This window comes from Streptomyces sp. NPDC098789, from assembly GCF_044759975.1.
In the GTDB taxonomy this organism is placed as follows: domain Bacteria; phylum Actinomycetota; class Actinomycetes; order Streptomycetales; family Streptomycetaceae; genus Streptomyces.
This window is the reverse complement of record NZ_JBIWAJ010000011.1, coordinates 239,142-265,430: the sequence shown is the minus strand read 5'-3', so window position 1 is coordinate 265,430 and position 26,289 is coordinate 239,142. Positions and strand designations below refer to the sequence as shown.

The 26,289-nt window shown below is 70.6% G+C and carries 28 protein-coding genes; 25 read left to right on the top strand and 3 right to left on the bottom strand.

Going from position 1 to position 26,289, the window contains the following annotated elements; translation table 11 throughout:
- Nucleotide 1: 1 nt before the first annotated feature.
- From rplO to glmM, 16 genes are all read left to right on the top strand, one after another.
- Nucleotides 2-457, top strand: a complete 456-nt coding sequence (rplO, locus tag ACIQWR_RS23195) for a 50S ribosomal protein L15 (RefSeq protein WP_399259410.1) — start codon at nt 2-4, stop codon at nt 455-457.
- A 186-nt stretch (nt 458-643) separates the two neighbouring features.
- On the top strand, nt 644-1,957 hold the full coding sequence (gene secY, locus ACIQWR_RS23190; protein WP_404012578.1) for a preprotein translocase subunit SecY: 1,314 nt from the start codon (nt 644-646) through the stop codon (nt 1,955-1,957).
- Nucleotides 1,957-2,604 (top strand): adenylate kinase, encoded by a 648-nt coding sequence (locus ACIQWR_RS23185; RefSeq protein ID WP_404012576.1) that lies wholly within the window; start codon nt 1,957-1,959, stop codon nt 2,602-2,604. The genes secY and ACIQWR_RS23185 overlap by 1 nt, the downstream gene beginning before the upstream one ends.
- 103 nt (nt 2,605-2,707) lie before the next feature.
- Entirely contained in the window at nt 2,708-3,559 is an 852-nt protein-coding gene (gene map / locus ACIQWR_RS23180; RefSeq protein ID WP_404012574.1) for a type I methionyl aminopeptidase, read from the top strand.
- 138 nt (nt 3,560-3,697) lie between these two features.
- Entirely contained in the window at nt 3,698-3,919 is a 222-nt protein-coding gene (gene infA, locus ACIQWR_RS23175) for a translation initiation factor IF-1 (RefSeq protein ID WP_003956442.1), read from the top strand.
- A 73-nt stretch (nt 3,920-3,992) separates the two neighbouring features.
- Nucleotides 3,993-4,106 carry a 50S ribosomal protein L36 gene (rpmJ, locus tag ACIQWR_RS23170; protein WP_003956441.1) on the top strand — a complete coding sequence of 38 codons (114 nt, stop codon included), beginning with the start codon at nt 3,993-3,995 and terminating at the stop codon, nt 4,104-4,106.
- Between the two features lie 199 nt (nt 4,107-4,305).
- Nucleotides 4,306-4,686, top strand: a complete 381-nt coding sequence (rpsM, locus tag ACIQWR_RS23165) for a 30S ribosomal protein S13 (RefSeq protein ID WP_008739674.1) — start codon at nt 4,306-4,308, stop codon at nt 4,684-4,686.
- Nucleotides 4,687-4,752: 66 nt separating this feature from the next.
- The gene (gene rpsK / locus ACIQWR_RS23160; protein ID WP_006376016.1) at nt 4,753-5,157 is read left to right on the top strand and encodes a 30S ribosomal protein S11; all 405 of its coding nucleotides are present in this window, start codon (nt 4,753-4,755) and stop codon (nt 5,155-5,157) included.
- A 211-nt stretch (nt 5,158-5,368) separates the two neighbouring features.
- On the top strand, nt 5,369-6,391 hold the full coding sequence (locus ACIQWR_RS23155) for a DNA-directed RNA polymerase subunit alpha (RefSeq protein ID WP_283521070.1): 1,023 nt from the start codon (nt 5,369-5,371) through the stop codon (nt 6,389-6,391).
- Nucleotides 6,392-6,470: 79 nt separating this feature from the next.
- Nucleotides 6,471-6,944, top strand: a complete 474-nt coding sequence (gene rplQ, locus ACIQWR_RS23150; RefSeq protein WP_354383007.1) for a 50S ribosomal protein L17 — start codon at nt 6,471-6,473, stop codon at nt 6,942-6,944.
- A 110-nt stretch (nt 6,945-7,054) separates the two neighbouring features.
- Complete coding sequence (truA, locus tag ACIQWR_RS23145; protein ID WP_404012570.1) at nt 7,055-7,906, top strand: tRNA pseudouridine(38-40) synthase TruA; 852 nt, start codon at nt 7,055-7,057, stop codon at nt 7,904-7,906.
- A 42-nt stretch (nt 7,907-7,948) separates the two neighbouring features.
- Entirely contained in the window at nt 7,949-9,568 is a 1,620-nt protein-coding gene (locus tag ACIQWR_RS23140; protein WP_404012567.1) for an ATP-binding cassette domain-containing protein, read from the top strand.
- 67 nt (nt 9,569-9,635) lie between these two features.
- Nucleotides 9,636-10,883: a glycosyltransferase family 87 protein gene (locus ACIQWR_RS23135; RefSeq protein ID WP_404012564.1), complete on the top strand. Its 1,248-nt coding sequence runs from the start codon at nt 9,636-9,638 to the stop codon at nt 10,881-10,883.
- Nucleotides 10,884-11,120: 237 nt separating this feature from the next.
- Entirely contained in the window at nt 11,121-11,564 is a 444-nt protein-coding gene (rplM, locus tag ACIQWR_RS23130; protein ID WP_354383011.1) for a 50S ribosomal protein L13, read from the top strand.
- 44 nt (nt 11,565-11,608) lie between these two features.
- Nucleotides 11,609-12,130: a 30S ribosomal protein S9 gene (rpsI, locus tag ACIQWR_RS23125; RefSeq protein ID WP_330332043.1), complete on the top strand. Its 522-nt coding sequence runs from the start codon at nt 11,609-11,611 to the stop codon at nt 12,128-12,130.
- Nucleotides 12,131-12,265: 135 nt separating this feature from the next.
- Nucleotides 12,266-13,624 carry a phosphoglucosamine mutase gene (gene glmM, locus ACIQWR_RS23120; RefSeq protein ID WP_404012560.1) on the top strand — a complete coding sequence of 453 codons (1,359 nt, stop codon included), beginning with the start codon at nt 12,266-12,268 and terminating at the stop codon, nt 13,622-13,624.
- A gap of 27 nt (nt 13,625-13,651) precedes the next feature.
- Here the strand turns inward: glmM and ACIQWR_RS23115 are convergent, their stop codons facing one another.
- Nucleotides 13,652-14,626: a DUF389 domain-containing protein gene (locus ACIQWR_RS23115; RefSeq protein ID WP_404012558.1), complete on the bottom strand. Its 975-nt coding sequence runs from the start codon at nt 14,624-14,626 to the stop codon at nt 13,652-13,654.
- 111 nt (nt 14,627-14,737) lie between these two features.
- Nucleotides 14,738-15,889, bottom strand: coding sequence for a type I pantothenate kinase (gene coaA, locus ACIQWR_RS23110; protein ID WP_404012556.1), 1,152 nt, complete (start codon nt 15,887-15,889; stop codon nt 14,738-14,740).
- Nucleotides 15,890-16,224: 335 nt separating this feature from the next.
- Between coaA and ACIQWR_RS23105 the strand changes: the two genes are divergently transcribed.
- The 8 genes from ACIQWR_RS23105 (at nt 16,225) to ACIQWR_RS23070 (ending at nt 24,817) form a co-directional block, all read left to right on the top strand.
- A complete protein-coding gene (locus ACIQWR_RS23105; RefSeq protein WP_404012554.1) occupies nt 16,225-17,007 on the top strand; it encodes a hypothetical protein in 783 nt (260 codons plus the stop codon).
- A gap of 137 nt (nt 17,008-17,144) precedes the next feature.
- Nucleotides 17,145-18,995 carry a glutamine--fructose-6-phosphate transaminase (isomerizing) gene (gene glmS / locus ACIQWR_RS23100; RefSeq protein WP_404012552.1) on the top strand — a complete coding sequence of 617 codons (1,851 nt, stop codon included), beginning with the start codon at nt 17,145-17,147 and terminating at the stop codon, nt 18,993-18,995.
- Nucleotides 18,996-19,014: 19 nt separating this feature from the next.
- Nucleotides 19,015-19,383: a holo-ACP synthase gene (locus tag ACIQWR_RS23095; RefSeq protein WP_404012549.1), complete on the top strand. Its 369-nt coding sequence runs from the start codon at nt 19,015-19,017 to the stop codon at nt 19,381-19,383.
- Nucleotides 19,384-19,460: 77 nt separating this feature from the next.
- Nucleotides 19,461-20,903 (top strand): NAD(P)H-hydrate epimerase, encoded by a 1,443-nt coding sequence (locus tag ACIQWR_RS23090; protein ID WP_404012546.1) that lies wholly within the window; start codon nt 19,461-19,463, stop codon nt 20,901-20,903.
- A gap of 433 nt (nt 20,904-21,336) precedes the next feature.
- Nucleotides 21,337-22,476, top strand: coding sequence for an alanine racemase (gene alr, locus ACIQWR_RS23085; RefSeq protein ID WP_404012543.1), 1,140 nt, complete (start codon nt 21,337-21,339; stop codon nt 22,474-22,476).
- A gap of 87 nt (nt 22,477-22,563) precedes the next feature.
- Nucleotides 22,564-23,736 carry an alpha/beta fold hydrolase gene (locus ACIQWR_RS23080; protein ID WP_404012541.1) on the top strand — a complete coding sequence of 391 codons (1,173 nt, stop codon included), beginning with the start codon at nt 22,564-22,566 and terminating at the stop codon, nt 23,734-23,736.
- Nucleotides 23,696-24,238: a tRNA (adenosine(37)-N6)-threonylcarbamoyltransferase complex ATPase subunit type 1 TsaE gene (gene tsaE / locus ACIQWR_RS23075; RefSeq protein ID WP_404012539.1), complete on the top strand. Its 543-nt coding sequence runs from the start codon at nt 23,696-23,698 to the stop codon at nt 24,236-24,238. Before ACIQWR_RS23080 ends, tsaE begins: the two co-directional genes overlap by 41 nt.
- 387 nt (nt 24,239-24,625) lie before the next feature.
- Nucleotides 24,626-24,817 (top strand): hypothetical protein, encoded by a 192-nt coding sequence (locus ACIQWR_RS23070; RefSeq protein WP_404012537.1) that lies wholly within the window; start codon nt 24,626-24,628, stop codon nt 24,815-24,817.
- 63 nt (nt 24,818-24,880) lie between these two features.
- Here ACIQWR_RS23070 and ACIQWR_RS23065 read toward each other — a convergent pair whose 3' ends face one another.
- Nucleotides 24,881-25,441, bottom strand: a complete 561-nt coding sequence (locus tag ACIQWR_RS23065; RefSeq protein WP_404012535.1) for a hypothetical protein — start codon at nt 25,439-25,441, stop codon at nt 24,881-24,883.
- A 166-nt stretch (nt 25,442-25,607) separates the two neighbouring features.
- Here ACIQWR_RS23065 and tsaB point away from each other — a divergent pair, with 166 nt between their 5' ends.
- The gene (gene tsaB / locus ACIQWR_RS23060) at nt 25,608-26,270 is read left to right on the top strand and encodes a tRNA (adenosine(37)-N6)-threonylcarbamoyltransferase complex dimerization subunit type 1 TsaB (RefSeq protein WP_404012532.1); all 663 of its coding nucleotides are present in this window, start codon (nt 25,608-25,610) and stop codon (nt 26,268-26,270) included.
- Nucleotides 26,271-26,289: the final 19 nt, after the last annotated feature.

The following is a 26,289-nucleotide window of genomic DNA, read 5'->3' as shown; positions in this document are numbered from 1 at the left end:
CATGGCTGAAAACAGCCCGCTGAAGGCCCACAACCTCCGTCCCGCCCCCGGCGCCAAGACCGCGAAGACCCGTGTCGGTCGTGGTGAGGCGTCGAAGGGTAAGACGGCCGGTCGTGGTACGAAGGGCCAGAAGGCCCGTTACCAGATCCCGCAGCGCTTCGAGGGCGGGCAGATGCCCCTCCACATGCGCCTGCCGAAGCTCAAGGGCTTCAAGAACCCGTTCCGCACCGAGTTCCAGGTCGTGAACCTGGACAAGCTCGGCGCTCTCTACCCCGAGGGTGGAGACGTCACGGTGGCCGACCTGGTCGCCAAGGGCGCGGTTCGCAAGAACTGCCTCGTCAAGGTCCTGGGCCAGGGCGAGATCTCCGTGGCGCTGCAGGTTTCGGTTGACGCCGTCTCCGGCTCCGCCAAGGAGAAGATCGCTGCCGCTGGCGGCACCGTCACCGAGCTCGTCTAAGACGAACCCAGTGATTTATAGCTAGAAACCCGACCGGGGATGCCTCACATATGGGGCATCCCCGGTTGGTCGTTCCTAGGCGGGCCATCTCGCCGGTATGGTGGCCTGCACCTTTGCTTTGTCTTATTCGTCGATCCCTCAGACCGTCACCTCTGACGCAGTAGCGCGGGGGTCGCAGGAGGCACCGTGCTCACCGCGTTCGCCCGGGCGTTCAAGACGCCCGACCTGCGCAAGAAGCTGCTCTTCACGCTCGGCATCATCGTGCTGTTCCGGCTCGGGTCCCATATCCCGGTACCCGGCGTGAGCTACAAGAACGTTCAGATCTGTGTCCAGGCCGCAGGCAGCAGCAACAGCCTCTTCGGCCTCGTCAACATGTTCAGCGGCGGTGCGCTGCTGCAGATCACGATCTTCGCGCTCGGCATCATGCCCTACATCACGGCGAGCATCATCCTGCAGCTGCTGACCGTGGTCATCCCGAAGCTGGAGAACCTCAAAAAAGAGGGTCAGTCCGGCACGGCGAAGATCACTCAGTACACGCGCTATCTGACGGTCGCACTCGCGATCCTCCAAGGCACCGGCCTCGTCGCCACCGCCAAGAGCGGCGCCCTGTTCCAGGGCTGCCAGGTCGCCAGCAAGATCGTCCCGGACCGTTCGATCTTCACCATGGTCACCATGGTGATCACCATGACCGCCGGTACCTGCGTCGTCATGTGGCTCGGTGAGCTCATCACCGACCGCGGCATCGGCAACGGCATGTCGATCCTCATGTTCATCTCGATCGCCGCGGGCTTCGTCAGCGCCCTGTGGACCATCAAGCTCCAGGGCAAGATCGCCGGTGGCTGGGTCGAGTTCGGCGTGGTCATCCTGGTCGGCCTCGCGATGGTGGCCCTCGTGGTCTTCGTCGAGCAGGCGCAACGCCGGATCCCGGTGCAGTACGCGAAGCGGATGATCGGGCGTCGTGCGTACGGCGGCACCTCGACCTACATCCCGCTCAAGGTGAACCAGGCGGGCGTCATCCCCGTCATCTTCGCCTCGTCGCTGCTCTACATCCCGGCCCTGATCGTCCAGTTCAGCGGCTCGAAGGCGGGCTGGGCCACCTGGATCCAGCAGCACTTCGTCAAGGGCGACCACCCGTACTACATCGCGGCCTACTTCCTCCTGATCGTGTTCTTCGCATTCTTCTATGTGGCGATCTCGTTCAACCCCGAGGAAGTTGCAGACAACATGAAGAAGTATGGTGGGTTCATCCCGGGCATCCGGGCAGGCCGACCCACCGCCGAGTACCTGAGCTACGTGCTCAACCGGATCACCTGGCCGGGGTCGCTGTACCTGGGACTCATCGCTCTTGTGCCGACGATGGCGTTGGCCGGCTTCGGCGCGAACCAGAACTTCCCGTTCGGCGGGACGAGCATCCTGATCATCGTGGGTGTGGGTCTGGAGACCGTGAAGCAGATCGAGAGCCAGCTCCAGCAGCGCAATTACGAAGGGTTCCTCCGCTGATGCGTATCGTCCTCGTCGGACCTCCTGGTGCGGGCAAGGGAACGCAGGCCACCGTGCTTGCCGAGACCCTGTCCATCCCGCACATCTCCACGGGCGACCTGTTCCGCGCGAACATCAGCCAGAAGACCGAGCTGGGCCAGCGTGCGCAGGCCTACATGTCGAAGGGCGACCTCGTTCCCGACGAGGTCACGATCGACATGGCCAAGGACCGGATGGAGCAGCCGGACGCCGAGAACGGCTTCCTGCTCGACGGCTTCCCGCGCAACGTCTCCCAGGCCGAGGCGCTGGACGTGATCCTCAAGGCACAGGGCATCAAGCTCGACGCCGTCCTCGACCTGGAGGTCGAGGAGGACGAGGTCGTGAAGCGGATCGCCGGTCGTCGGACCTGCCGCAACGACAACAAGCACATCTTCCACGTCGACTACGCCCCGTCGAAGGTCGCGGGCGTGTGCGACGTGTGCGGTGGCGAGCTCTACCTGCGCGAGGACGACTCCGAGGCCACGGTGCGCAACCGCCTCGACGTCTACCACACGCAGACCGAGCCGATCATCGACTTCTACAAGGCCCAGGGCCTGCTCGTGACGATCCCCGCCCTCGGCGAGGTCAAGGACGTCACGCAGCGCGCGATGGACGCCCTGAAGAAGTAGTTCCCGCTCCACACGTACCGGCCGCGGTGTCCACTGGGCACCGCGGCCGTACTGTTGTAAGAACCCGATCGACGATCCCGACCCGAAGGTGGAAGGCACGTTCATGGTCCAGCTGAAGACCCCCGAGCAGATCGCGAAGATGCGGGAGGCCGGACTGGTCGTCGCCGCCATTCACGCCGCCACCCGTGAGGCGGCCGTGCCGGGCGCCACGACGCGGGACCTGGACATGGTCGCGCGCAAGGTGATCGCCGACGCCGGAGCGAAGTCGAACTTCCTCGGCTACGGCGGGTTCCCCGCGACCATCTGCACCTCGGTCAACGAGGTCGTCGTCCACGGCATCCCGGACGACAAGACCGTCCTCAAGGACGGCGACATCATCTCGATCGACGCGGGCGCGATCATCGACGGCTGGCACGGCGACGCCGCCTACACGGCCTTCGTGGGCACCGGGCACGCGCCGGAGTTGGTGGAGCTGTCCCGGGTGACCGAGGAGTCCATGTGGGCGGGCATCGCCGCCATGAAGCTCGGCAACCGCCTCGTGGACATCTCCAAGGCGATCGAGACCTACATCAAGCGCCAGCCGCGGCCGACCACCGGTGAGCACAGCCTCGGCAAGTTCGGGATCATCGAGGACTACGGCGGCCACGGCATCGGGTCCGAGATGCACATGGACCCCCACCTGCTGAACTACGTCTCGCGCAAGCGGGGCAAGGGGATCAAGCTGGTCCCGGGCGTCTGCCTGGCGATCGAGCCCATGGTCTCCCTGGGCACCGCGCAGACGGAGGTCCTGGCGGACGACTGGACCGTCATCACGACCGACGGAACCTGGTCCTCCCACTGGGAGCACTCCATCGCGCTGACCGAGGCCGGCCCCATCGTCCTGACCTCGCCGGACTGCGGCAAGGCGAAGCTGGCGGAGTACGGAGTCGCCACGGCTCCCGATCCCCTCGGTTAATGATCTAGACTACGGGGCACACTTTCCGGATTCGTCTTTCTGGGTGCCCTGACGTAGACTGACTCGTCGGCTCTCGTGCATTTCCATGCCCTGCATGGGCGCGGAGCTGATCAAGGTAGCCGATTCGAAAGGCGAAGCGTGGCCAAGAAGCAAGGTGCCATCGAAATCGAGGGCACCGTGATCGAGTCCCTCCCGAACGCGATGTTCAAGGTGGAACTCCAGAACGGTCACAAGGTCCTCGCGCACATCAGCGGAAAGATGCGGATGCACTACATCCGCATCCTGCCGGATGACCGGGTCGTTGTGGAGCTGTCTCCGTACGACCTGACGCGTGGCCGGATCGTCTACCGATACAAGTAGATCTTGTCTTCACTCCTGCCCGGACATCCGTCCTGGTGCGGGTGGTGGCACTGACCCGGAGAACCTCACCAACATGAAGGTCAAGCCGAGCGTCAAGAAGATCTGCGACAAGTGCAAGGTGATCCGCCGTCACGGTCGGGTCATGGTCATCTGCGACAACCTGCGCCACAAGCAGCGCCAGGGCTGACGCACGCCGACCGACCTGCCTTCCGCAGTTCTTCGCGCGACGTAAGAAAACGTACATACGCAGAACCCGCCCAGCCCTGAGAGGGGCCGGCGGCACCTCCGGCGGGGGCCGGGGACTCGGGCGTACCACCACCCATCAGGTGTGGTCGGCGGTCGGGAGTGGTTTTGCGGAAGACCCCCGAACACACAGGAGCCATTGAATGGCACGCGTTTCCGGTGTTGACATCCCGCGCGAAAAGCGTGTGGAGATCGCACTTACCTACGTCTTCGGTGTCGGTCGCACCCGGTCCAAGGAAATCCTTGCGGCCACCGGTGTGAACCCCGACACCCGCGTTCGTGACCTGGCCGAAGAGGACCTGGTCAAGATCCGCGAGTACGTGGACGCCAACCTCCGCACCGAGGGTGACCTCCGCCGCGAGATCCAGGCTGACATCCGCCGCAAGGTCGAGATCCAGTGCTACCAGGGCATCCGTCACCGTCGTGGCCTGCCCGTGCACGGTCAGCGCACCAGCACGAACGCTCGTACCCGCAAGGGCCCGCGTCGCGCGATCGCCGGTAAGAAGAAGCCGGGCAAGAAGTAGTCCTCAGCCGGACGCTTACTCAGCGGTCTTCGCTGTAGGACCGACCACCTCCCGTAGGAGATATAGATGCCCCCCAAGGGTCGTCAGGGCGCTGCCAAGAAGGTGCGCCGCAAGGAAAAGAAGAACGTCGCTCATGGGCACGCCCACATCAAGAGCACGTTCAACAACACCATCGTTTCGATCACGGACCCCGCGGGCAACGTGATCTCTTGGGCCTCCGCCGGCCACGTCGGCTTCAAGGGCTCGCGCAAGTCCACCCCCTTCGCCGCGCAGATGGCCGCTGAGTCGGCCGCCCGTCGCGCGCAGGAGCACGGCATGCGCAAGGTCGACGTCTTCGTCAAGGGTCCGGGCTCCGGCCGCGAGACCGCGATCCGCTCCCTCCAGGCCACTGGCCTCGAGGTCGGCTCGATCCAGGACGTCACCCCCACCCCGCACAACGGTTGCCGCCCGCCGAAGCGTCGCCGCGTCTGATCCGGGGCGGCGCTCGACCCCGCTTCCGCGGGGATGATCCGCGCCGCCGCGTCTGACGCAGCGCGCTCGACGTACGTGAACGCGTACGTCGTGTGCTCTTGAGGTTCCGGGCGGCACGACCCCTCCGGGGGACGTGCCGCCCGTACCCTTGCTGTACGTAGTGCCCGTAGGACGTCAAATAGTGGGCGTCCACGACTGAAGGAACACACACATGCTTATCGCTCAGCGTCCGTCGCTGACCGAAGAGGTCGTCGACGAGTACCGCTCGCGGTTCGTGATCGAGCCGCTCGAGCCGGGCTTCGGTTACACCCTCGGCAACTCGCTCCGCCGCACGCTCCTGTCCTCGATCCCGGGTGCCGCTGTCACCAGCATCCGCGTGGACGGCGTCCTGCACGAGTTCACCACCGTGCCGGGTGTCAAGGAAGACGTCACCGACCTCATCCTCAACATCAAGCAGCTGGTCGTCTCCTCGGAGCACGACGAGCCCGTCGTGATGTACCTGCGCAAGCAGGGTCCCGGCCTGGTCACCGCCGCCGACATCGCGCCCCCGGCCGGTGTCGAGGTGCACAACCCGGACCTGGTCCTCGCCACGCTCAACGGCAAGGGCAAGCTGGAGATGGAGCTGACCGTCGAGCGCGGTCGCGGCTACGTCTCCGCCGTCCAGAACAAGCAGGTCGGCCAGGAGATCGGTCGCATCCCGATCGACTCCATCTACAGCCCCGTGCTGAAGGTCACCTACAAGGTCGAGGCGACCCGAGTCGAGCAGCGCACCGACTTCGACAAGCTCATCGTCGACGTCGAGACCAAGCAGGCCATGCGCCCGCGCGACGCCATGGCGTCCGCCGGTAAGACCCTGGTCGAGCTGTTCGGTCTGGCCCGCGAGCTCAACATCGACGCCGAGGGCATCGACATGGGCCCCTCGCCGACGGACGCGGCCCTGGCCGCCGATCTGGCGCTGCCGATCGAGGAGCTGGAGCTCACGGTCCGCTCGTACAACTGCCTCAAGCGCGAGGGCATCCACTCGGTGGGCGAGCTCGTGGCCCGCTCCGAGGCCGACCTGCTCGACATCCGCAACTTCGGTGCGAAGTCGATCGACGAGGTCAAGGCGAAGCTGGCCGGCATGGGCCTGGCCCTCAAGGACAGCCCGCCCGGATTCGACCCGACCGCCGCTGCCGACGCCTTCGGCGCGGACGACGACGCCGACGCCGGCTTCGTCGAGACCGAGCAGTACTAGAACTTTCCCGGGGCGTCCGCCCCGGGGGAACTGACACCGGTACCTGACACGGCCGGTGCAGATATGAAGGAGTAAGACCATGCCGCGTCCCGCAAAGGGTGCCCGTCTGGGCGGCAGCGCCGCGCACGAGAAGCACCTCCTCGCGAACCTCGCGAAGGCGCTCTTCGAGCACGGCCGCATCACCACCACCGAGGCCAAGGCCCGCCGCCTGCGTCCCTACGCCGAGCGTCTGGTCACCAAGGCCAAGAAGGGCGACATCCACAACCGTCGCCTGGTGCTGCAGACGATCACGGACAAGAGCATCGTGCACACGCTCTTCACCGAGATCGCCCCGCGCTACGAGAACCGCCCCGGTGGTTACACGCGCATCACCAAGATCGGCAACCGTCGTGGCGACAACGCCCCGATGGCTGTCATCGAGCTGGTCGAGGCCCTGACCGTGGCGCAGGTCGCCACCGGTGAGGCCGAGGCCGCCACGAAGCGCGCGGTCAAGGAGGCGGAGGCCAAGGCCGAGGCCGTCGAGACCCCCGCCGAGGAGACCAAGGAGGCCTGATCCTCCGGGATCTCGCTTGCTTGAACGGCTCTGAACGGGCCCGCCCCTTCCCGGGGCGGGCCCGTTCTGCATTTCTTTGGAACGACGCAGCAGCTGAGAGGATCGGTCACGTGAGTGACGAGGTGGAGCCCGGGCACGTCCGGGTGCGGCTGGACCTGAGCTACGACGGCAAGGACTTCTCCGGCTGGGCGAAGCAGCGGACGCTGCGGACCGTGCAGGGCGAGCTGGAGTCGGCCCTGACGACCGTCATGCGGCTGCCGGACCCGGTCGAGCTGACCGTGGCCGGGCGTACGGACGCGGGCGTCCACGCGCGCGGCCAGGTCGCCCAGTTCGACGTGGCCGAGGAGGTGTGGGCCGAGCACCACGACAAGCTGCTGCGCCGGCTCGCGGGGCGGCTGCCGCACGACATCCGGGTGTGGAAGGTCGCCGAGGCCCCCGCGGGCTTCAACGCGCGCTTCTCGGCCATCTGGCGCCGGTACGCCTACCGCGTGGCCGACCACACGGCCGGGGTGGACCCGCTGCGCCGCGGGCACGTGCTGTGGCACTCCTGGCCGCTGGACGTGGACGCCATGAACGAGGCCGCGCGGCCGCTGCTCGGCGAGCACGATTTCGCCGCCTACTGCAAGAAGCGCGAGGGCGCGACGACCATCCGTACGCTCCAGCAGCTCAGCTGGGTGCGGGACGCGGAGGGGATCGTGACCGCGACCGTGCGCGCCGACGCCTTCTGCCACAACATGGTGCGGTCCCTGGTGGGGGCGCTGCTGCACGTCGGCGACGGGCACCGGCCGGTGGAGTGGCCGGGGAAGGTGCTGGGGGCCGCGGTGCGCGATTCCTCGGTGCACGTCGTACGTCCGCACGGGCTGACCCTCGAAGAGGTCGGCTACCCGGCGGACGAGCTGCTCGCCGCGCGGAGCAAGGAGGCGCGCAACGTGCGGACGCTGCCGGGATCGGGCTGCTGCTAATCCGTTTGGGCGGATGGTGGGCGGACCGGGACAATGCCCGACATGGGACATCTCGAAGCGAGTCATCTGGAGTATTACCTTCCCGACGGGCGGGTCCTGCTTCCCGACGTCTCCTTCCGGGTGGGGGAGGGTTCCGTGGTCGCCCTGGTCGGGGCGAACGGAGCCGGTAAGACCACCCTGCTGAAGCTGATCTCCGGCGAGCTCCGGCCGCACGGCGGCGGGGTCGTCGTCACCGGCGGGCTCGGCGTGATGTCGCAGTTCGTCGGCTCGGTCCGGGACGAGACCACCGTTCGCGACCTGCTGGTCTCGGTGGCACAGCCGCGGATCCGGGAGGCGGCGAAGGCCGTCGACCGGGCCGAGCACCTGATCCTGACGGTCGACGACGAGGCCGCGCAGATGGCCTACGCACAGGCGCTGAGCGACTGGGCGGACGTCCAGGGCTACGAGGCGGAGACCCTGTGGGACGTCTGCACGATGGCCGCGCTGTCGATCCCGTACGACAGCGCGCAGTTCCGCGAGGTGCGCACGCTGTCGGGCGGTGAGCAGAAGCGGCTCGTGCTGGAGGCGCTGCTGCGCGGTCCGGACGAGGTGCTGCTCCTCGACGAGCCGGACAACTACCTGGACGTGCCCGGCAAGCGGTGGCTGGAGGAGCAGCTCAAGGCCACCCGCAAGACCGTGCTGTTCGTGTCGCACGACCGGGAGCTGTTGACCCGGGGCGCGGAGAAGATCGTCAGCCTGGAGGCGAGCCCGATGGGCTCGGACGTCTGGGTGCACGGCGCCGGCTTCGACACCTACCACCAGGCGCGCAAGGAGCGCTTCGCGCGCTTCGAGGAGCTCAAGCGGCGTTGGGACGAGGAGCACGCGCGGCTGAAGGCCCTGGTGCTGCGCCTGCGCAACCAGGCCGCGATCAGCCCCGACATGGCCTCGCGCTACCGGGCGATGCAGACCCGCTTCCAGAAGTTCGAGGAGGCCGGACCGCCGCCGGAGCCGCCGCGCGAGCAGGACATCAAGATGCGGCTCAAGGGCGGCCGGACCGGCGTGCGCGCGGTCACGGTGGAGAACCTGGAGCTGACCGGCCTGATGAAGCCGTTCTCGCTGGAGGTCTTCTACGGCGAGCGGGTCGCGGTGCTGGGCTCGAACGGCTCGGGCAAGTCGCACTTCCTGCGGCTGCTGGCGGGCGAGGACGTCAAGCACACGGGTACGTGGAAGCTGGGCGCGCGGGTGGCCCCGGGCCACTTCGCGCAGACGCACGCGCACCCCGAGCTCTTCGGTCGCACCCTGGTCGACATCCTGTGGACGGAGGCGGCGAAGCCGCTGGGCCAGGCGATGGGCGCGCTGCGCCGCTACGAGCTGGAGCGACAGGGCGAGCAGCCCTTCGAGAAGCTCTCCGGCGGGCAGCAGGCACGCTTCCAGATCCTCCTCCTGGAGCTGGCCGGCACCACCGCGCTGCTGCTGGACGAGCCGACGGACAACCTGGACCTGGAGTCGGCCGAGGCGCTCCAGGAGGGCCTGGAGAGCTACGACGGCACTGTGCTGTGCGTCACGCACGACCGCTGGTTCGCCCGTACTTTTGACCGTTATTTGGTCTTCGGTTCGGACGGTGTTGTACGGGAGACTCAGGAACCCGTGTGGGACGAACGTAGGGTCGACCGGAAGCGCTGAGGGGGAAGACCGCCCCCGTGCGAGTCGAGGGGGAGGCGTTGTGGGCCTGCGGCCTAGCATCTGGCTCATGAAGTGGGACAAGTGGGGCTCCGCGAACCGGGCCGTCGACTGGCTGCTGCGACCGGCACCGCGGTCGTGGAAGGCCGTCTCCCTGACCGTCGTGCTGGGCATCGCCGTGTCGATGAGCCTGCGGGACAACTGGGGCTCGGACAACGCCTTCGTGGTGAAGGCCGCGGACACCCTGCTGTCGGGCGGTTCCCCGTACGAGGACAAGCGCTTCCTGTACCTGCCCAGCGCGGTGCTGATGGCGGTGCCGGAGGCGCTGCTGCCGATGCCGGTGCTGCGCTGGGTGCTGCCGGTGGTGATGTCGGGGCTGCTGGCGCTGGGCTGGTGGGCGGCGCTGAAGCTGTTCTCGGTGCCGCTGCGCTCCCGCTTCGCGGTGGGCGGTTTCGCGCTCTTCGCCATCGGTTACAAGCCGTACGCGAACCTGGTGATGATCGGGAACTGGACGGCGATCTCGGCCGCCGCCCTGCCGCTCGCGCTGCTCCTCGCGCACCGCAGGTCGTGGGCGGCGGCCGGGCTGGTGGTGGGGCTCGCGATCGCGTGCAAGCCGATGCTGGTGCCGGTGGGGCTGTTGTTCCTGCTGGCGCGGCAGTGGCGGGGGCTGGCGATCGCGGTCCTGGTGCCGCTGGGGCTCTCGCTGGCCGGGGCCCTGATGATGCCGAGCCCGAGCCTGTTCTTCACCAAGACGCTGCCGTTCCTGCTCCAGGGGCAGGACGCCTACGCGCTGCCCTGGGACGCCTCGCCGATCGCCGTGCTGCCGCGGTTGGGGGTGCCGCAGCCGCTGGCGGTGCTGGTGGCGTTCGCGGGCGCCCTGGGCGGGCTCTGGGCGGTCTGGTGCAGGTGGCGCCGTACGGACGACCGGGACACCGGTCAGATGCGGCTGGCGGAGACGGGCTGCATGGTGATGCTCGCCGCATTCCTGGTGTCGCGGCCGTCCTTCGACCACTACCTGCTGGTGGTGCTCCCGCTGCTGCTGGCGTCGGTGGTGCGGGAGGACTCGATGGTGCGTTCTCCCTGGTTCTGGGTGGGTATCGGACCGCAGGTCGCGGGGGTGCCGTGGCCCGCTGAGCTGGAGCACAAGCGGCGCGCCTTCAAGGACTTCTTCACCCTGGGCGTGCTCGCGATCACGCTGATGCGGAGGTGTACGGCTCCGACTCGGGTTAACCTGGATGACGTACGAACGGCAGGAGCCGTGCCCGGTCGCGCTCGCGCCGACGAGCCTGCGGATGCAGGAGCTCGTTCGGCGTTTTGACCCGTCCGGGGCATCACGGGTATCCTGCTGGTTCGTTATGCGTATTGGCTTGTTCATTCTCACGTGAAAGGGCCCTTACGCCGGTCCACCGGGCCGATGACCAGCGGTACACACGGGTTGCGTCCCCGTTGTGGACCAGGGCTGTCGTGATCGTCCGTGGTGGCCTTGTCAGGACCCGTTCCCAAGGTCTCACGCCATATGGGAATACCCATCACTGAAGAAGCGAAGGCTACGACCGTGCGTACGTACAGCCCCAAGCCCGGCGACATCTCGCGCGTCTGGCACGTCATTGACGCCCGGGACATTGTCCTCGGCCGTCTGGCGACCCAGGCCGCGAACCTGCTCCGCGGCAAGCACAAGCCGACTTACGCCCCCCACATGGACATGGGCGACTTCGTCATCATCATCAACGCCGACAAGGTTCACCTGTCCGGCAACAAGGCGACCCAGAAGATGGCGTACCGCCACTCTGGCTTCCCGGGCGGTCTGCGTTCGGTCCGCTACGACGACCTCCTGGCGAACAACCCGGAGAAGGCCGTCGAGAAGGCCGTCAAGGGCATGATCCCCAAGAACACCCTGGGCCGCCAGATGCTCTCGAAGCTGAAGGTCTACTCGGGCGAGGTGCACCCCCACGCTGCCCAGCAGCCGGTGCCGTTCGAGATCACCCAGGTCGCGCAGTAGTTCCGGCCACACCCCCTAAGACGTAGAAAATTCTGAGGAGCATCGTGGCCGAGACCACCACCGAGACTGTCATCGACGAAGAGTTCGAAGGCGCTGTCGAGGAGTACACCACCGAGTCTGCGGACGTTCCGGAGGGTGACTACACCTCCGAGTCGCTCGCCGGCCGCTTCGGCGACCCGCAGCCGGCCGCCGGCCTGGGCCGTCGCAAGAACGCCATCGCCCGCGTCCGGATCGTTCCGGGCACCGGCAAGTGGAAGATCAACGGTCGCACCCTTGAGGACTACTTCCCCAACAAGGTGCACCAGCAGGAAGTCAACGAGCCCTTCAAGGTGCTCGAGCTCGACAACCGCTACGACGTCATCGCCCGCATCTCGGGTGGCGGCGTTTCCGGTCAGGCCGGCGCCCTGCGCCTCGGCGTGGCCCGTGCGCTGAACGAGGCGGACGTGGACAACAACCGCGCCGCGCTCAAGAAGGCCGGCTTCCTCTCGCGTGACGACCGTGCGGTCGAGCGCAAGAAGGCCGGTCTCAAGAAGGCCCGTAAGGCCCCGCAGTACAGCAAGCGTTAATCTGCGCCTGCTGGTCTGCACGATCCCGCCCCGGCGGCACACTCTGTGCTGTCGGGGCGGTTCGTTTACCGCCACAAGCGGCAAATAACTGTCACAAGCGGTCACTGCGCGCAACGCGAAACCTCGGAGGACAACATGGGACGACTCTTCGGCACAGACGGTGTACGCGGTGTCGCCAATGCGGATCTGACGGCCGAGCTCGCGCTCGGCCTCTCCGTCGCGGCAGCCCATGTCCTCGCGGAAGCGGGCACCTTCGAGGGACACCGCGCGACCGCCGTCGTCGGCCGTGACCCCCGTGCCTCGGGCGAGTTCCTGGAGGCCGCGGTCGTCGCCGGCCTCGCGAGCGCGGGCGTGGACGTCCTGCGCGTCGGTGTGCTGCCCACCCCGGCGGTGGCGTATCTCACCGGGGCGCTGGGCGCCGACCTCGGCGTGATGCTCTCCGCCAGTCACAACGCCATGCCCGACAACGGCGTCAAGTTCTTCGCGCGCGGCGGCCACAAGCTCGCCGACGAGCTGGAGGACCGGATCGAGTCCGTCTACTACGAGCACCGCACCGGCGCTCCCTGGGACCGGCCCACCGGCTCCGGCGTCGGCCGCGTCTCCGACTACACCGAGGGCTTCGACCGCTACGTCGCCCACCTGATCGGCGTCCTGCCGAACCGCCTGGACGGGCTCAAGGTCGTCCTGGACGAGGCGCACGGCGCGGCCGCCCACGTCTCGCCCGAGGCCTTCACCCGCGCGGGCGCCGAGATCATCACGATCGGCACCGAGCCCAACGGCCTCAACATCAACGACGGCTGCGGCTCCACCCACCTCGGCCTGCTCAAGGCGGCCGTGGTCGAGCACGGCGCGCACCTCGGCATCGCGCACGACGGCGACGCGGACCGCTGCCTGGCCGTGGACGCCGAGGGCAACGAGGTCGACGGGGACCAGATCCTCGCCGTCCTGGCGCTGGCCATGCGCGAGGCGGGCCACCTGCGCGAGAACACCGTGGTCGCCACCGTGATGTCGAACCTCGGCTTCAAGCTGGCCATGGAGGGCGAGGGCATCCAGGTCGTGCAGACCGGTGTCGGCGACCGCTACGTGCTGGAGTCGATGAAGGAGCACGGCTACGCGCTCGGCGGCGAGCAGTCCGGCCACGTGATCATCCTCGACCACGCCACCACCGGCGACGGCACCCTGACCGGCCTGATGCTGGCCGCTCGGATCGCCGCGACCGGTCGGACCCTGGCCGAGCTGGCCGGGGTGATGCGGCGGCTGCCGCAGGTCCTGGTCAACGTCCCCGACGTGGACCGCACGCGGGTCGGCACCTCCGCCGAGCTGGCCGCCGCGGTGGCCGAGGCCGAGCGCGAACTGGGCACCACCGGCCGGGTGCTGCTGCGTCCGTCCGGTACGGAGCCGCTCGTTCGGGTGATGGTGGAGGCCGCCGACATCGAGCAGGCGCGCGCGATCGCGGGCCGCCTCGCCGACGTCGTGAAGTCCGCCCTGGGCTAGGGCTGTTCCGCCCTGGGCCAGGTCGTCCTAGGAATTCCGTCGCGCACTTTTCTGTGGCGCACCCGGCGGCCGGAGCATCCGGCCCTGCTGGGTGCGCCACAGCAGTTTCTGGGCGGTGAGGGTCAGCGTGCCCGCGACCATGATCCCGGCGAGGTTCAGCAGCAGCTGCTCGGCGGAGCCCCACATCTGGGCGAACTCGCCGTAGCCCAGGGCCACCGCGGCGTTCGCCGCCGCCGGGACGGTGGTCACCGAGATCGCGACCCCGACCAGCGCGCCCGACTTGGCCGAGGTCAGGGACAGGACGCCCGCCACGCCCGCGAGCACCGCGACGACGAAGGAGAACGGGTCCGGCTGCCAGATGAAGCTGGTGTTCGGGCGCGGATCGTCGAGCATGGCGCGGTCGAACTGGCCCAGCGCGTCCATCGCCAGGCTGAAGAGGGTCGTGGCCGCCATCGCGACGGCGAAGCCCACGAGCAGGGCGATCAGGCAGCGGGCGGCCAGTCGGGGCGCCCGCTGGACCAGGCCCGTGCACACCCCGGCGAGCGGGCCGAACTCCGGGCCCACCGCCATCGCGCCCACGATCAGGATCGCGTTGTCCAGGACCACCCCGCAGGCCGCGATCATCGTCGCGAGGGCGAGGAAGGCCAGGTAGGTGATCGAGAGGGTGGACTCCTCGTGGGTCGCCTCGGTCAACTGCTCCCAGATCACCGCGTCGGCGCCCTCGCCCGGGGCCTCCCGCTCGGCCCGGTCGGCGCTGCGCGAGAGCGTCAGGTCGATCCCCTCGACCGTGATCGAGCCGACGTCGTCGAGGCCGAGCGCGCGCAGCTCCACCAGCAACTCGTCGGCGGACTCCCGGGCCACGTCGCACAGCACCAGGTCGCCGGCCGGATCGAGGGCGGCGCCCGCGAGCACGGCCAGGTGGGTGGTGCCGACCGTCCGCCGGACGAGCGCGACCACCTCGTCGGTGAGGCGGGCCGGGGTGATCATGCGTACGTGCAGCATCCCGGCAGGTTAGCGGGCGGGGGGCCGGCCCCGGGGCTGCCGGGGCTGCCGGTGCTGTCAGGGCATCCGGGGCGTGCGGGGCATCCGGGGCGTGCGGGGCCTGCGGGGCTTTCAGAGCTTGCGCAGGCTCAGCTTCTGCACCTTGTGGTCGGGGCCCTTGCGGACGACGAGGGTGGCGCGGCCGCGGGTGGGGGCGACGTTCTCCAGCAGGTTGGGCCGGTTGATCGTCCGCCACATGGTCCGCGCGTAGTCCAGCGCCTCCTCCTCGGAGACCTGGGTGTACTTGCGGAAGTAGGAGAAAGGATTCTGGAAGGCGGTCTCGCGCAGCTTGCGGAAGCGGCCCAGGTACCAGCGCTCGATGTCCTCGGGGCGCGCGTCCACGTACACGCTGAAGTCGAAGTAGTCGGCGAGGGCCACCCGGGTGCGGCCGTCCTTGCCGGGCAGCGCGGGCTGCAGGACGTTCAGGCCCTCGACGATCAGGATGTCGGGGCGGCGCACGACGAGCTGCTCGCCCGGGACGATGTCGTAGATGAGGTGCGAGTAGACCGGGGCCGTGACCTCGTCCTTGCCGGCCTTGATGTCGGCGACGAAGCGGGTGAGCGCGCGGCGGTCGTAGGACTCGGGGAAACCCTTGCGGGCGGTCAGGCCGCGGCGCTGGAGCTCCTTCATCGGATAGAGGAAGCCGTCCGTGGTGACCAGCTCGACGCGCGGGTGCTCGGGCCAGCGGGCGAGCAGCGCCTGGAGCAGACGGGCCACGGTGGACTTGCCGACGGCCACGGAACCGGCGACCCCTATGACGAAGGGCGTGCCCCGCTGGGCGCCGTGGCCGTTGCCCGCGTCGCCGAGGAAGGTGTTCAGGGTGCCGCGCAGGTTGCTGGTGGCGCCGACGTACAGGTTGAGCAGCCGCGAGAGCGGCAGGTAGACGTCGCGGACCTCGTCCAGGTCGATCACGTCCCCGAGGCCGCGCAGCCGTTCCAGCTCGTCCGCGGTGAGCGGCAGCGGGGTGCGCTCGCGCAGGGCGCTCCACTCGGCCCGGGTGAGGTCGACGTACGGCGAGGCGTCCGCCCGGCGGTGCGCGGGCCGCTCGTGCCGGTCCGGCCGGTCGGTGCGCTCGGTGCGCTCGGTCGCGGTGCCGGGGGCCGGGCAGCCGGCCGGCTCCGGAGCGGTGCTGGTGGCGGCGGTGGCGGCGGTGGGGTCCGCGCCGGGGGCCGCGGGGAGGTCCGCTGCGGGGTCCGTGGTGCTTCGTGGCGGCGAAGTGATCACAACGCCATTGTCGGGGGTCCGGGACGGTTGTGGGTGGTGTGGTCGGTCACGTGGGCACTGATCCTGGCCGGTTGCCGCCGAAATCGACCGCGGCTCCAGGGGCCCGGGCGGCGGGGCGGTGGCGGTGTGGGTCGAGAAGCCCGTCGAGAAGCGCGCCGGAGTCGGTCAGGTCCGGCAGGTCCGGACGGGTCTCGCGGTGATCACGATTTTCGGCCGCGACCGGATATTGCAGTACGCCAGTGCGAATTTACTCGTACATTACTCGGGCTGTGCTCTGCGCAGCGCTCTGCTGCGTCCTGCCGCGGCGAGCCATTGAGTCATAGGGGAGATTCATCGTGCGTTCCACCCTCGTCCGTCGTTCCGTGCTGACCGCTTCGGCCGTGTCGCTGGCGCTGCTCGTCACCGCCTGCGGATCGGACAAGGCGGCGAAGGACGAGTCGAAGGACGGCGGCACCTCGGCCGCACCGTCCGCGCCGGCCGCCGACCCGGCCGCCAAGGCGAAGACGGCCGCCGAGCTGAAGGGGCTCCTGGTCACCCAGGCGGACCTCGCGGAGCACGTCGTCAAGGAGGCCACGGCGACCGAGCTCCAGGAGGCCACCGCGGCCTACACGACCACCAAGACCGAGTGCCAGCCGCTGGCCCTGGTGATGGCGGGCAGCGGGCCGGGCAAGGTCGCGGCCAACGTTGCGACCAAGGTCACTGGCAAGCCGAAGGCCCCGGCTGCGGACGCCTCCGCCGAGGAGAAGCTCAAGGCCATCACGGACGCCCTCAAGGTGACGGCCACGATGGACGCCCTCAACTCCTACGAGGGCAACGGCGCCCAGGAGGCCTTCGCCGCGGTGAAGGCGGCGGGCACGGCGTGCGCCGCGGGCTTCCCCGGAGCCAAGGAGGCCGACACGGGCAAGGTCACCAAGATCGCCCCGGGCCCCGCGGTGACCGCCGGTGACGAAGCCGTGTCCTTCACCGTCGAGCGGGAGCTGGACGGCGACAAGACCCCCACCCAGCTCGTCGTGGTCCGCAAGGACAACACCCTCGCGGCGCTCTACACGATCTCCTTCGGCGGGAACGCCGAGGCGGCGAAGGTCGTCGTCGACACGCAGGTCAAGAAGCTCGGCTGACCTCGGCTCGAAATCCCGGCCGCCCGTCGGCCGTCGTCCGTACGACGTCAATCCCGCCCCGGCGCTTTCGCCGGGGCGGGTTTTTCGTCCGGTTCGGGTACCGGAATGCGCACCGGCCGCGGCGTAGGGTGCCGCCTATGTGCGGAATCGTGGGTTACGTGGGAGCGCAATCTGCGCTCGATGTGGTCATCGCCGGACTCAAGCGGTTGGAGTACCGGGGGTACGACTCGGCGGGTGTCGCCGTGCTCGCCGACGGGGGCCTGACCTCCGTCAAGAAGGCCGGCAAGCTGGTCAATCTGGAGAAGGAACTGGTCGGGCACCCGATGCCGGCCGGTTCCACGGGACTCGGGCACACCCGGTGGGCGACCCACGGCGGGCCCACCGACCTCAACGCCCACCCGCACCTGGACAACGCCGGGCGCGTGGCCGTCGTGCACAACGGCATCATCGAGAACTTCGCCGCGCTGCGGGCCGAACTGACGGACCGTGGGCACCGGCTGGAGTCCGAGACGGACACCGAGGTCGTCGCCCACCTGCTGGCCGAGCGGTTCGCCGAGGCGGGCGGCGACCTGGCCGAGGCCATGCGCCGCGTGTGCCGGCTGCTGGAGGGCGCGTTCACCCTGGTCGCGGTGCACGCGGACGCCCCGGACGTGGTGGTCGGCGCGCGCCGGAACTCCCCGCTGGTGGTGGGCGTGGGAGAGGGCGAGAACTTCCTCGCCTCGGACGTGGCCGCGTTCATCGCCCACACCCGGTCCGCGATCGAGCTGGGGCAGGACCAGGTCGTCGAGCTGCGCCGCGACGGGGTCTCGGTGACCAACTTCGACGGCTCGGCCGCCTCCGTGCGCGCCTATCACGTCGACTGGGACGCCTCGGCCGCGGAGAAGGGCGGCTACGACTACTTCATGCTCAAGGAGATCGCCGAGCAGCCGAAGGCCGTCGCCGACACCCTCCTCGGCCGGATCGACGCGAGCGGCTCGCTCACCCTGGACGAGGTCCGCATCCCCGCCTCCGTCCTGCGCGAGGTCGACAAGGTCGTCATCGTCGCCTGCGGTACGGCGTACCACGCGGGCATGATCGCGAAGCTGGCCATCGAGCACTGGACGCGGATCCCGTGCGAGACGGAGCTGGCGAGCGAGTTCCGCTACCGGGACCCGATCCTCGACCAGCGCACCCTCGTCATCGCCATCTCGCAGTCCGGCGAGACGATGGACACGCTGATGGCGCTGCGCCACGCCCGGGAGCAGGGCGCGAAGGTGCTGGCCGTCTGCAACACGAACGGCTCGACGATCCCCCGCGAGTCCGACGCCGTCCTGTACACGCACGCGGGTCCCGAGGTGGCCGTCGCCTCGACGAAGGCGTTCTTGACCCAGCTGGTCGCCTGCTACCTGGTCGCGCTGTACCTCGGCCAGGTGCGCGGCACGAAGTGGGGCGACGAGATCCGGGCGGTGATCCGCGAACTGTCCGACATCGCGGGCGCGGTGGACGCCGTACTGGAGACCATGGAGCCGGTCCGGGAGCTGGCCCGCTCGCTCGCGGACAAGAACACGGTGCTCTTCCTCGGGCGGCACGTCGGCTACCCGGTGGCGCTGGAGGGCGCGCTCAAGCTCAAGGAGCTGGCGTACATGCACGCCGAGGGCTTCGCGGCGGGGGAGCTCAAGCACGGGCCGATCGCGCTGATCGAGAAGGACGTGCCGGTGGTGGTCGTGGTGCCGTCGCCGAAGGGCCGTTCGGTGCTCCACGACAAGATCGTGTCGAACATCCAGGAGATCCGGGCCCGCGGGGCGCGCACGATCGTGATCGCGGAGGAGGGCGACGACGCGGTGGTCCCGTACGCCGACCACCTGATCCGGATCCCGGCCACGCCGACGCTGCTCCAGCCGCTGGTGGCGACGGTGCCGTTGCAGGTGTTCGCGTGCGAGCTGGCGACGGCGCGGGGCAACGAGGTGGACCAGCCGCGTAACCTCGCCAAGTCCGTGACGGTGGAGTGAGCGAAGCGAGTTCGTAGAAGTGATCATCGGTGTGGGGATCGACGTGGCCGCGATCGACAGGTTCGCGGCGTCGCTGGAGCGTACGCCCAGGCTGGCGCAACGGCTCTTCGTCGAGACGGAGTTGAACCTGCCCAGCGGCGAGCGGCGCGGACCCGCCTCGCTCGCCGCCCGGTTCGCCGCGAAGGAGGCCCTGGCCAAGGCGCTCGGCGCGCCCGCCGGGATGCTCTGGACCGATGCCGAGGTGTACGTCGAGCCGACCGGGCAGCCGCGGCTGCGGGTGTCCGGGACGGTGGCGGCGCGGGCGCAGGCGCTCGGCGTGCGCTCCTTGCACGTCTCGCTCAGCCACGACGCGGGGGTGGCCTCGGCCGTCGTGATCGCCGAGGGGTGACCGCCGTGGGGTGATCGCCGTGGGGTGAGGGCGGTCGTTCGCCGTCCGGGTGACGGGGGATCGGGCACGCTGGTGCCATGCGTACTGCTTACAGCGTGGAGACCGTACGGGCCGCCGAGCACCAGCTGATGGCGCGGCTGCCCGAAGGGGCCCTGATGCAGCGGGCGGCCGCGGGACTGGCCGCCGTCTGCGCCGGACTGCTCGGGCGGGTGTACGGGGCGCGCGTGGCGCTGCTCGTGGGGACCGGGGACAACGGTGGTGACGCGCTCTACGCGGGCGCGCGCCTGGCGCGCAGGGGCGCGGGGGTGACGGCCGTGCTCCTGGACCCCGAGCGGGCGCACGCGGGCGGACTGGCCGCGCTGCGGGCCGCCGGGGGCCGGCGGGCCGAGCGCGTGCCGGAGCGGGTGGACCTGGTCGTGGACGGGCTGCTGGGCATCGGCGGGCGCGGGGGGCTGCGTCCGGCGGCGGCCGCGCTGGTGGCGCAGGTGCCCCGGGGTGCGCGGGTGGTCGCGGTGGACCTGCCGAGCGGGGTGGACGCGGACACCGGAGAGGTCGCGGGGGCGGCCGTACGGGCCGACGTCACCGTGACGTTCGGGGCGTACAAGCCGGGGCTGCTGATCGACCCCGGGGCCGAGCGGGCCGGGGTGGTGCGGTTGGTGGAGATCGGGCTGACGCTGCCGGACACCGCCGTGGCGCAGGCCCTCCAGCACGCCGACGTGGGCGCGCTGCTGCCCGTACCCACGGCGGAGAGCGACAAGTACCGGCGCGGGGTCGTGGGCGTCGTCGCCGGGTCGGAGCAGTATCCGGGCGCGGCGGTGCTGTCCGTCGCGGGCGCGCTGCGGGGCGGGGCGGGGGCCGTGCGGTACGTCGGGCCCGCGCGCGCGGCGGAGATGGTGCTGGCGCGGTACCCCGAGACGCTGGTCGGGCGCGGCCGGGTGCAGTCCTGGGTGGTGGGGCCGGGGTTGGGGTCGGGGCGCGAGGGCGAGGTCGCGGAGCTGCTGGCGGGTGCGGCGGCGGACGGGGTGGCGGTGCTGGTGGACGCGGACGGGCTGCGGGGGCTGGATCCCGCGGCGCTGCGGGCGCACCCGCGGCCGGTGCTGCTGACCCCGCACGCGGGGGAGGCGGCGGCGCTGCTGGGGGTGGGGCGTGCGGAGGTGGAGGGGGCGCGGTTGGCTTCCGTGCGGGAGTTGGCGGAGCGGTACGGGGTCGCTGTGCTGCTGAAGGGGTCGACGACGTTGGTCGCGGGTGCGGGGCCTGGGGCGGGGCCGGTGCGGGTGAACGCCACGGGGACGCCCTGGTTGGCCACCGCGGGCAGTGGTGACGTGTTGTCGGGGGTGGCGGGGGCGTTGTTGGCGGCGGGGCTGGGGGCGGTGGACGCGGGGGCGGTGGCGGCGTACCTGCACGGGCTGGCGGGGCGGCGGGCGGCGGCGGGGGGGCCGGTGTTGGCGCACGGGGTGGCGGAGGCGGTGCCGGGGGCTTGGCGGGATGTTTCGCTCCCGGAGGGTTCCGGTCCGTCCTGACGCCGGTTGCCTCCGGCGGTCGGTGCGGGTCCGTGGGGCCTGCGGTGGGTCCTCAAGCGCCGGACGGGCTGGGGTGGGCGCGGGCCGCGGTCGTGCCGGGGACCCGTAGGGGCGTCTCCTCGGCTCGCGGCCGCGGGGAGTCGGATGGGGCGGCCAGTGGGGACCGCTCGTCCTGCGGGGACGCCCCTACGGGTCCCCGTCCCGACCACGGCCCGCGCCGCGGGGTCGGGAGCCCGGCCGGTGGGGACCGCTCGTCCTGCGGGGACGCGCCTACGGGTCCCCGTTCCGACCGTGGGCCGCGCCGGGCGGGGACGCGCCTACGGGTCGCCGTTCCGACCGTGGACCGGGCCGCGGGGGTGGGAGACCTGGTCAAGGTGTGGGGGGCTTGGGTGCTTGAGCGGGGCGCTGGTGGGGTTCTGAGACACTTGCGGCGATGAACGAGACACCGCCGCGCGTACACGCCGAGATCGATCTTGACGCCGTACGGGGGAACGTGCGCGCATTGCGCGAACGGGCACCCCGGGCCGAGCTGATGGCCGTCGTCAAGTCGGACGCCTATGGTCACGGGGCCGTGGCCTGTGCCAGGGCTGCCCAGGAGGCGGGCGCGACCTGGCTCGGTACGGCGACCCCGCAGGAGGCCTTCGCCCTGCGCGACGCGGGCATCGAGGGCCGGGTCATGTGCTGGCTGTGGACCCCGGGCGGCCCGTGGCAGGAGGCCGTCGAGCGCGACGTGGACGTCGCCGTGAGCGGGCTGTGGGCCCTGGAAGAGGTACGGGCGGCCGCCCGCGCCACCGGGCGTACGGCCAGGATCCAGCTCAAGGCCGACACCGGCCTCGGCCGCAACGGCTGCCAGCCCGCCGACTGGGCCGAACTGGTCGGCGCCGCCGTCGCCGCCGAGGCCGAGGGCACCGTCGAGGTCACCGGCCTGTGGTCGCACTTCGCGTGCGCCGACGAGCCCGGCCACCCCTCCATCCAGCTCCAGCTGACCGCCTTCCGCGAGATGGTCGGCTACGCGCAGAAGGAGGGCCTGGAGCCCGAGGTCCGGCACATCGCCAATTCCCCGGCCACGCTGACGCTCCCCGAGAGCCACTTCGACCTGGTGCGCTGCGGGATCGCCGTCTACGGGGTCTCGCCCGCTCCGGAGCTGGGCACCTCCGCCCAGCTCGGGCTGCGCCCCGCGATGACGCTCAAGGCCTCGGTGGCGCTGGTCAAGGACGTGCCGGGCGGCCACGGCGTCAGCTACGGGCACCACTACACGACGCTGTGCGACACGCGGCTCGCCCTGATCCCGGCCGGGTACGCCGACGGCATCCCGCGGCACGCCTCGGGCACCGGCCCGGTGCTGGTCGGCGGCGCGGTGCGGACGGTGGCCGGGCGGGTGGCCATGGACCAGTTCGTGGTGGACCTCGGGCCCGGCGCGGACGTGCGCTCCGGCGACGAGGCCGTCATCTTCGGCCCGGGCGACGCGGGCGAGCCGACCGCGGAGGACTGGGCGCGGGCCGCGGGGACGATCGCCTACGAGATCGTCACGCGGATCGGGTCCCGGGTGCCCCGGGTGCATCTCCATGTGTGATCCGATGATCCGCATGGGTGGTTTCTGTGTCAGGCTGAATGGCTGTTTGTCCGGTACGTCTGGGTTTCATGGCTGAGTGAGGTCGGCGTGAGCGAGAACTGGCGAAAGGCGGGCTGGGCGGGCGCCGCGATCGGCGTCGTGGCGGCGGGTGCGGCGGCCGGAGTGGCCGTCGAGCGGCTCACGGTCGGCCGTGGGATCCGGGCGAAGGCGCGCCTCGCGCTCGACGCGTCGGGCCCCTACGGCACCCTGCGCGGCGCCGAGGGCACGTGCCGCGCCGAGGACGGCACGCTGCTCCACTACGAGAGCGACGAGCTCCCCGAGGACGGCGCCAAGCGCCGCCGCCTGCGCCGCAAGCCCGCTCCGGCCGCCACCGTCGTCTTCTGCCACGGCTACTGCCTCGCCCAGGACTCCTGGCACTTCCAGCGCGCCGCGCTGCGCGGAGTGGTCCGCGCCGTGTACTGGGACCAGCGCAGCCACGGCCGCTCCGCGCGCGGCCTCGCGCAGGCGGACGGCGAACCGGTCACCATCGACCAGCTCGGCCGCGACCTCAAGGCCGTCATCGACGCGGCCGCGCCCGAGGGGCCGCTGGTCCTCGTGGGCCACTCCATGGGCGGCATGACGATCATGGCGCTGGCGGCCCAGTACCCCGAGCTGGTGCGCGACCGGGTGGTCGGCGTGGCGCTCGTGGGCACCTCCAGCGGCCGGCTCGGCGAGGTGACGTACGGGCTCCCCTCGGTCGGGGTCAGCGCGGTGCGCCGGGTGCTGCCGGGGGTGCTGCGCGCGCTGTGCTCGCAGGTCGAGCTGGTGGAGAAGGGGCGTCGGGCCACCGCGGACCTCTTCGCGGGCATGATCAAGCGGTACTCGTTCGGCTCGCCGGACGTGGACCCGGACGTGGCGCGCTTCGCCGAGCGGCTGATCGAGGCGACCCCGATCGACGTGGTCGCCGAGTTCTTCCCGGCGATCATGCTGCACGACAAGACGGCCGCCCTCCAGCACTTCGCGGACCTCCCGGTCACCGTGATCGCCGGGGACCGCGACATGATCACTCCGCCCGAGCACAGCGTGGCGATCGCCGCCGAGCTGCCGGACGCGGAGCTGGTGGTCCTGGAGGAGACCGGCCACCTGATGATGCTGGAGCGCCCGGAGACCGTCACCGCACTGCTGACCGACCTCCTCGCGCGCACGGGTGCGGTCCCGGCAGCGACTAACGTTGGCGGGCATGGAAGCACCGCTGCAAGCACCGCACGACCGGGCGGCTGAGGCCGCGACCGGCCGTGCTCTGATCACGATCGATTCCCCCGAAGCCATGCGGGACCTGGGCCGCGAGCTGGCCGCGCTGCTGCGCCCCGGCGACCTCGTCCTGCTGACCGGTGAGCTCGGTGCGGGCAAGACCACCCTGACGCGGGGCCTCGGCGAGGGCCTCGGCGTGCGCGGGGCCGTGACCTCGCCGACCTTCGTGATCGCCCGGGTGCACCCGCCGCTGGGCGACGGTCCGGCGCTGGTCCACGTGGACGCGTACCGGCTCGGCGGCGGGCTGGACGAGATGGAGGACCTGGACCTCGACGTCTCGCTGCCCGAGTCCGTGGTCGTCGTCGAATGGGGCGACGGCAAGGTGGAGGAGCTCTCCGACGACCGGTTGCACGTGGTGATCGCGCGCGCTGTCGGCCACGAGGAGGTCCTCGACGACGTGCGCCAGGTGTCGGTGTACGGGGTGGGCGCGCGCTGGGCGGATGCGGGGATCGCGGCGCTGGGGGCGCACTAGTGCTGTGGCCGGAAAGGTTTGCCGGGTCGCGGTGTCCGGTGCGGTGCATCGCAAGACGGAGGGCCACGGCTCGTACCGGACGTACTTGAGTGGGCCGACAACGCCGCGAGGTGCCGTGCCGGGCGCCGCGACGCGGTGAACCTTTCCGGTCACAGCGCTAGGTCCGCTGCGGTGGGCCTCGCGGCCCGGTTCGGGCGTTCCCTTTCGGGGCGTGCGGGCCGGGCCGTTCGCTTTGGGGCGCGGCTGGACGTTCCGACAACGTTCCGACGGGTACCGACAAGGTGTCGGCAAAATGTTGCGCTGATGGTGGGCGGCGTGATGACATGGTACCGAGAGCTGGTTAGGTATACCTAACTTCGACGTCGGTCGAGCGCCCAGGAGGCAGCCATGTCGGCAGCACAGCGTGTTCCCCGCCCGTCCGGGGCGTCCGCGGCCGCGCCCGGGCCCTCGATGGGCGCGCTGCTCGCGTCCTGTCTCGCCGCCGCCGCCGTGTCGACCCCGCCCGCGCGGCCGGCCGCGTCCGCACCCGCGCCCGCGCCCGTACGCACGCAGGCCGCTCCGGAGTCCGAAGCGGCCTGAGTCGTCCGTGTGTCACCCGTTCGGGTCAATCCGGCGGTCGTCCCGCAGGAGCCGCGCGCGCCGTCACGCGACGACGTTGACCCGCGTGCCGATCGTGGCGAAGTTCCACATCGCGTCGCCGTCGGCCCGCGTCATGCGGATGCCGCCGGTCTTCTTCGTCGCGTCCGGCTCCGGCGTCGCGCCGTCCTTGCGGGCGCTGAAACCGATCACGACCCCGTCGGTCGTCGCGAACCGCACGATGTGCTCGACCGCGGCGCCGTCGGATCCGGTGACCGCGCCCTGGCGCGTGTCGACCGAGTAGCTGCCGGTCTTGGGGTGCACCGTGCTCGGCATCACCGAGAAGGACTTCGTCTCCACGCCGTCCCCGCCCACCAGCCAGACCCGCTTCTGGGACACGGAGTAGACGACGCGCACGCCCTTGCCCGAATCGGCCGGGACCGGACCCGGCTTGCCCGGGGCCTCTGGTGCGGTGGACTGGCTCGGCGCGGTGGAGGGGGCCGGCTGCTGGGCGGCCGGTGCCGGGCGGGCCGGAGCGCTCGCCGACGCCTGGTAGCCGAGGAAACCGACCGTTGCCAGTGCCGCGGCGGTGAGCCCGGCCACGATTCCCGAGCTGCTGCGTGCCACCTTGCTCCACCTCTCCGCTGCCTTCGGGTCCCCCGGTTTCCCGAGGGCCCCCGCGGGGATCCACCGCTCGGTGGTTCCCGCTGGTACACCCGCGCTGACGGTAGCAGCCGGGCCGCCGCTCGACCGGCCGCAAGGGGCCCGGGCCGCGGAGTCGTAGGCTGTTCGCGTGCTCTTGCTCGCTGTAGATACCGCCACGCCCGCCGTCACCGTCGCCCTGCACGACGGTGAGTCCGTCGTCGCCGAGACCCACCAGGTCGACGCCCGCCGCCACGGGGAGCTGTTGCTGCCCTCCGTGGACAAGGTCCTCGCCGAAGCCGGGCTGAAGCTCGACGCCGTGACCGGCATCGTCGTGGGCGTGGGCCCCGGCCCGTACACCGGGCTGCGCGTCGGCCTCGTCACCGCCTCCACCTTCGCCTCCGTCCTCGGCGTGCCGGTGCACGGTCTGTGCACCCTGGACGGGCTGGCCTACGCCGCCCGGGACACCGGGATCGAGGGCCCCTTCGTGGTGGCCACCGACGCCCGCCGCAAGGAGGTGTACTGGGCCCGCTACGAGGACCCGCGCACCCGGGTCACCGAGCCCGCCGTGGACCGCCCGGCCGACATCGCCGAGCAGCTCGCCGGACTGCCCGTGGTGGGCGCGGGCGCGCTGCTCTACCCCGACCACTTCCCGGACGCGCGCGGCCCCGAGCACCAGTCGGCCGGCGCACTGGCCGCGCTGGCCGCGGAGCGGCTGGCGGCGGGGGCGGAGTTCCTCCCGCCGACCCCGCTGTACCTGCGCCGCCCCGACGCCCAGGTGCCCAAGAACTACAAGGTGGTCACACCCCAGTGACGGCCCCGACCGCGCCGCC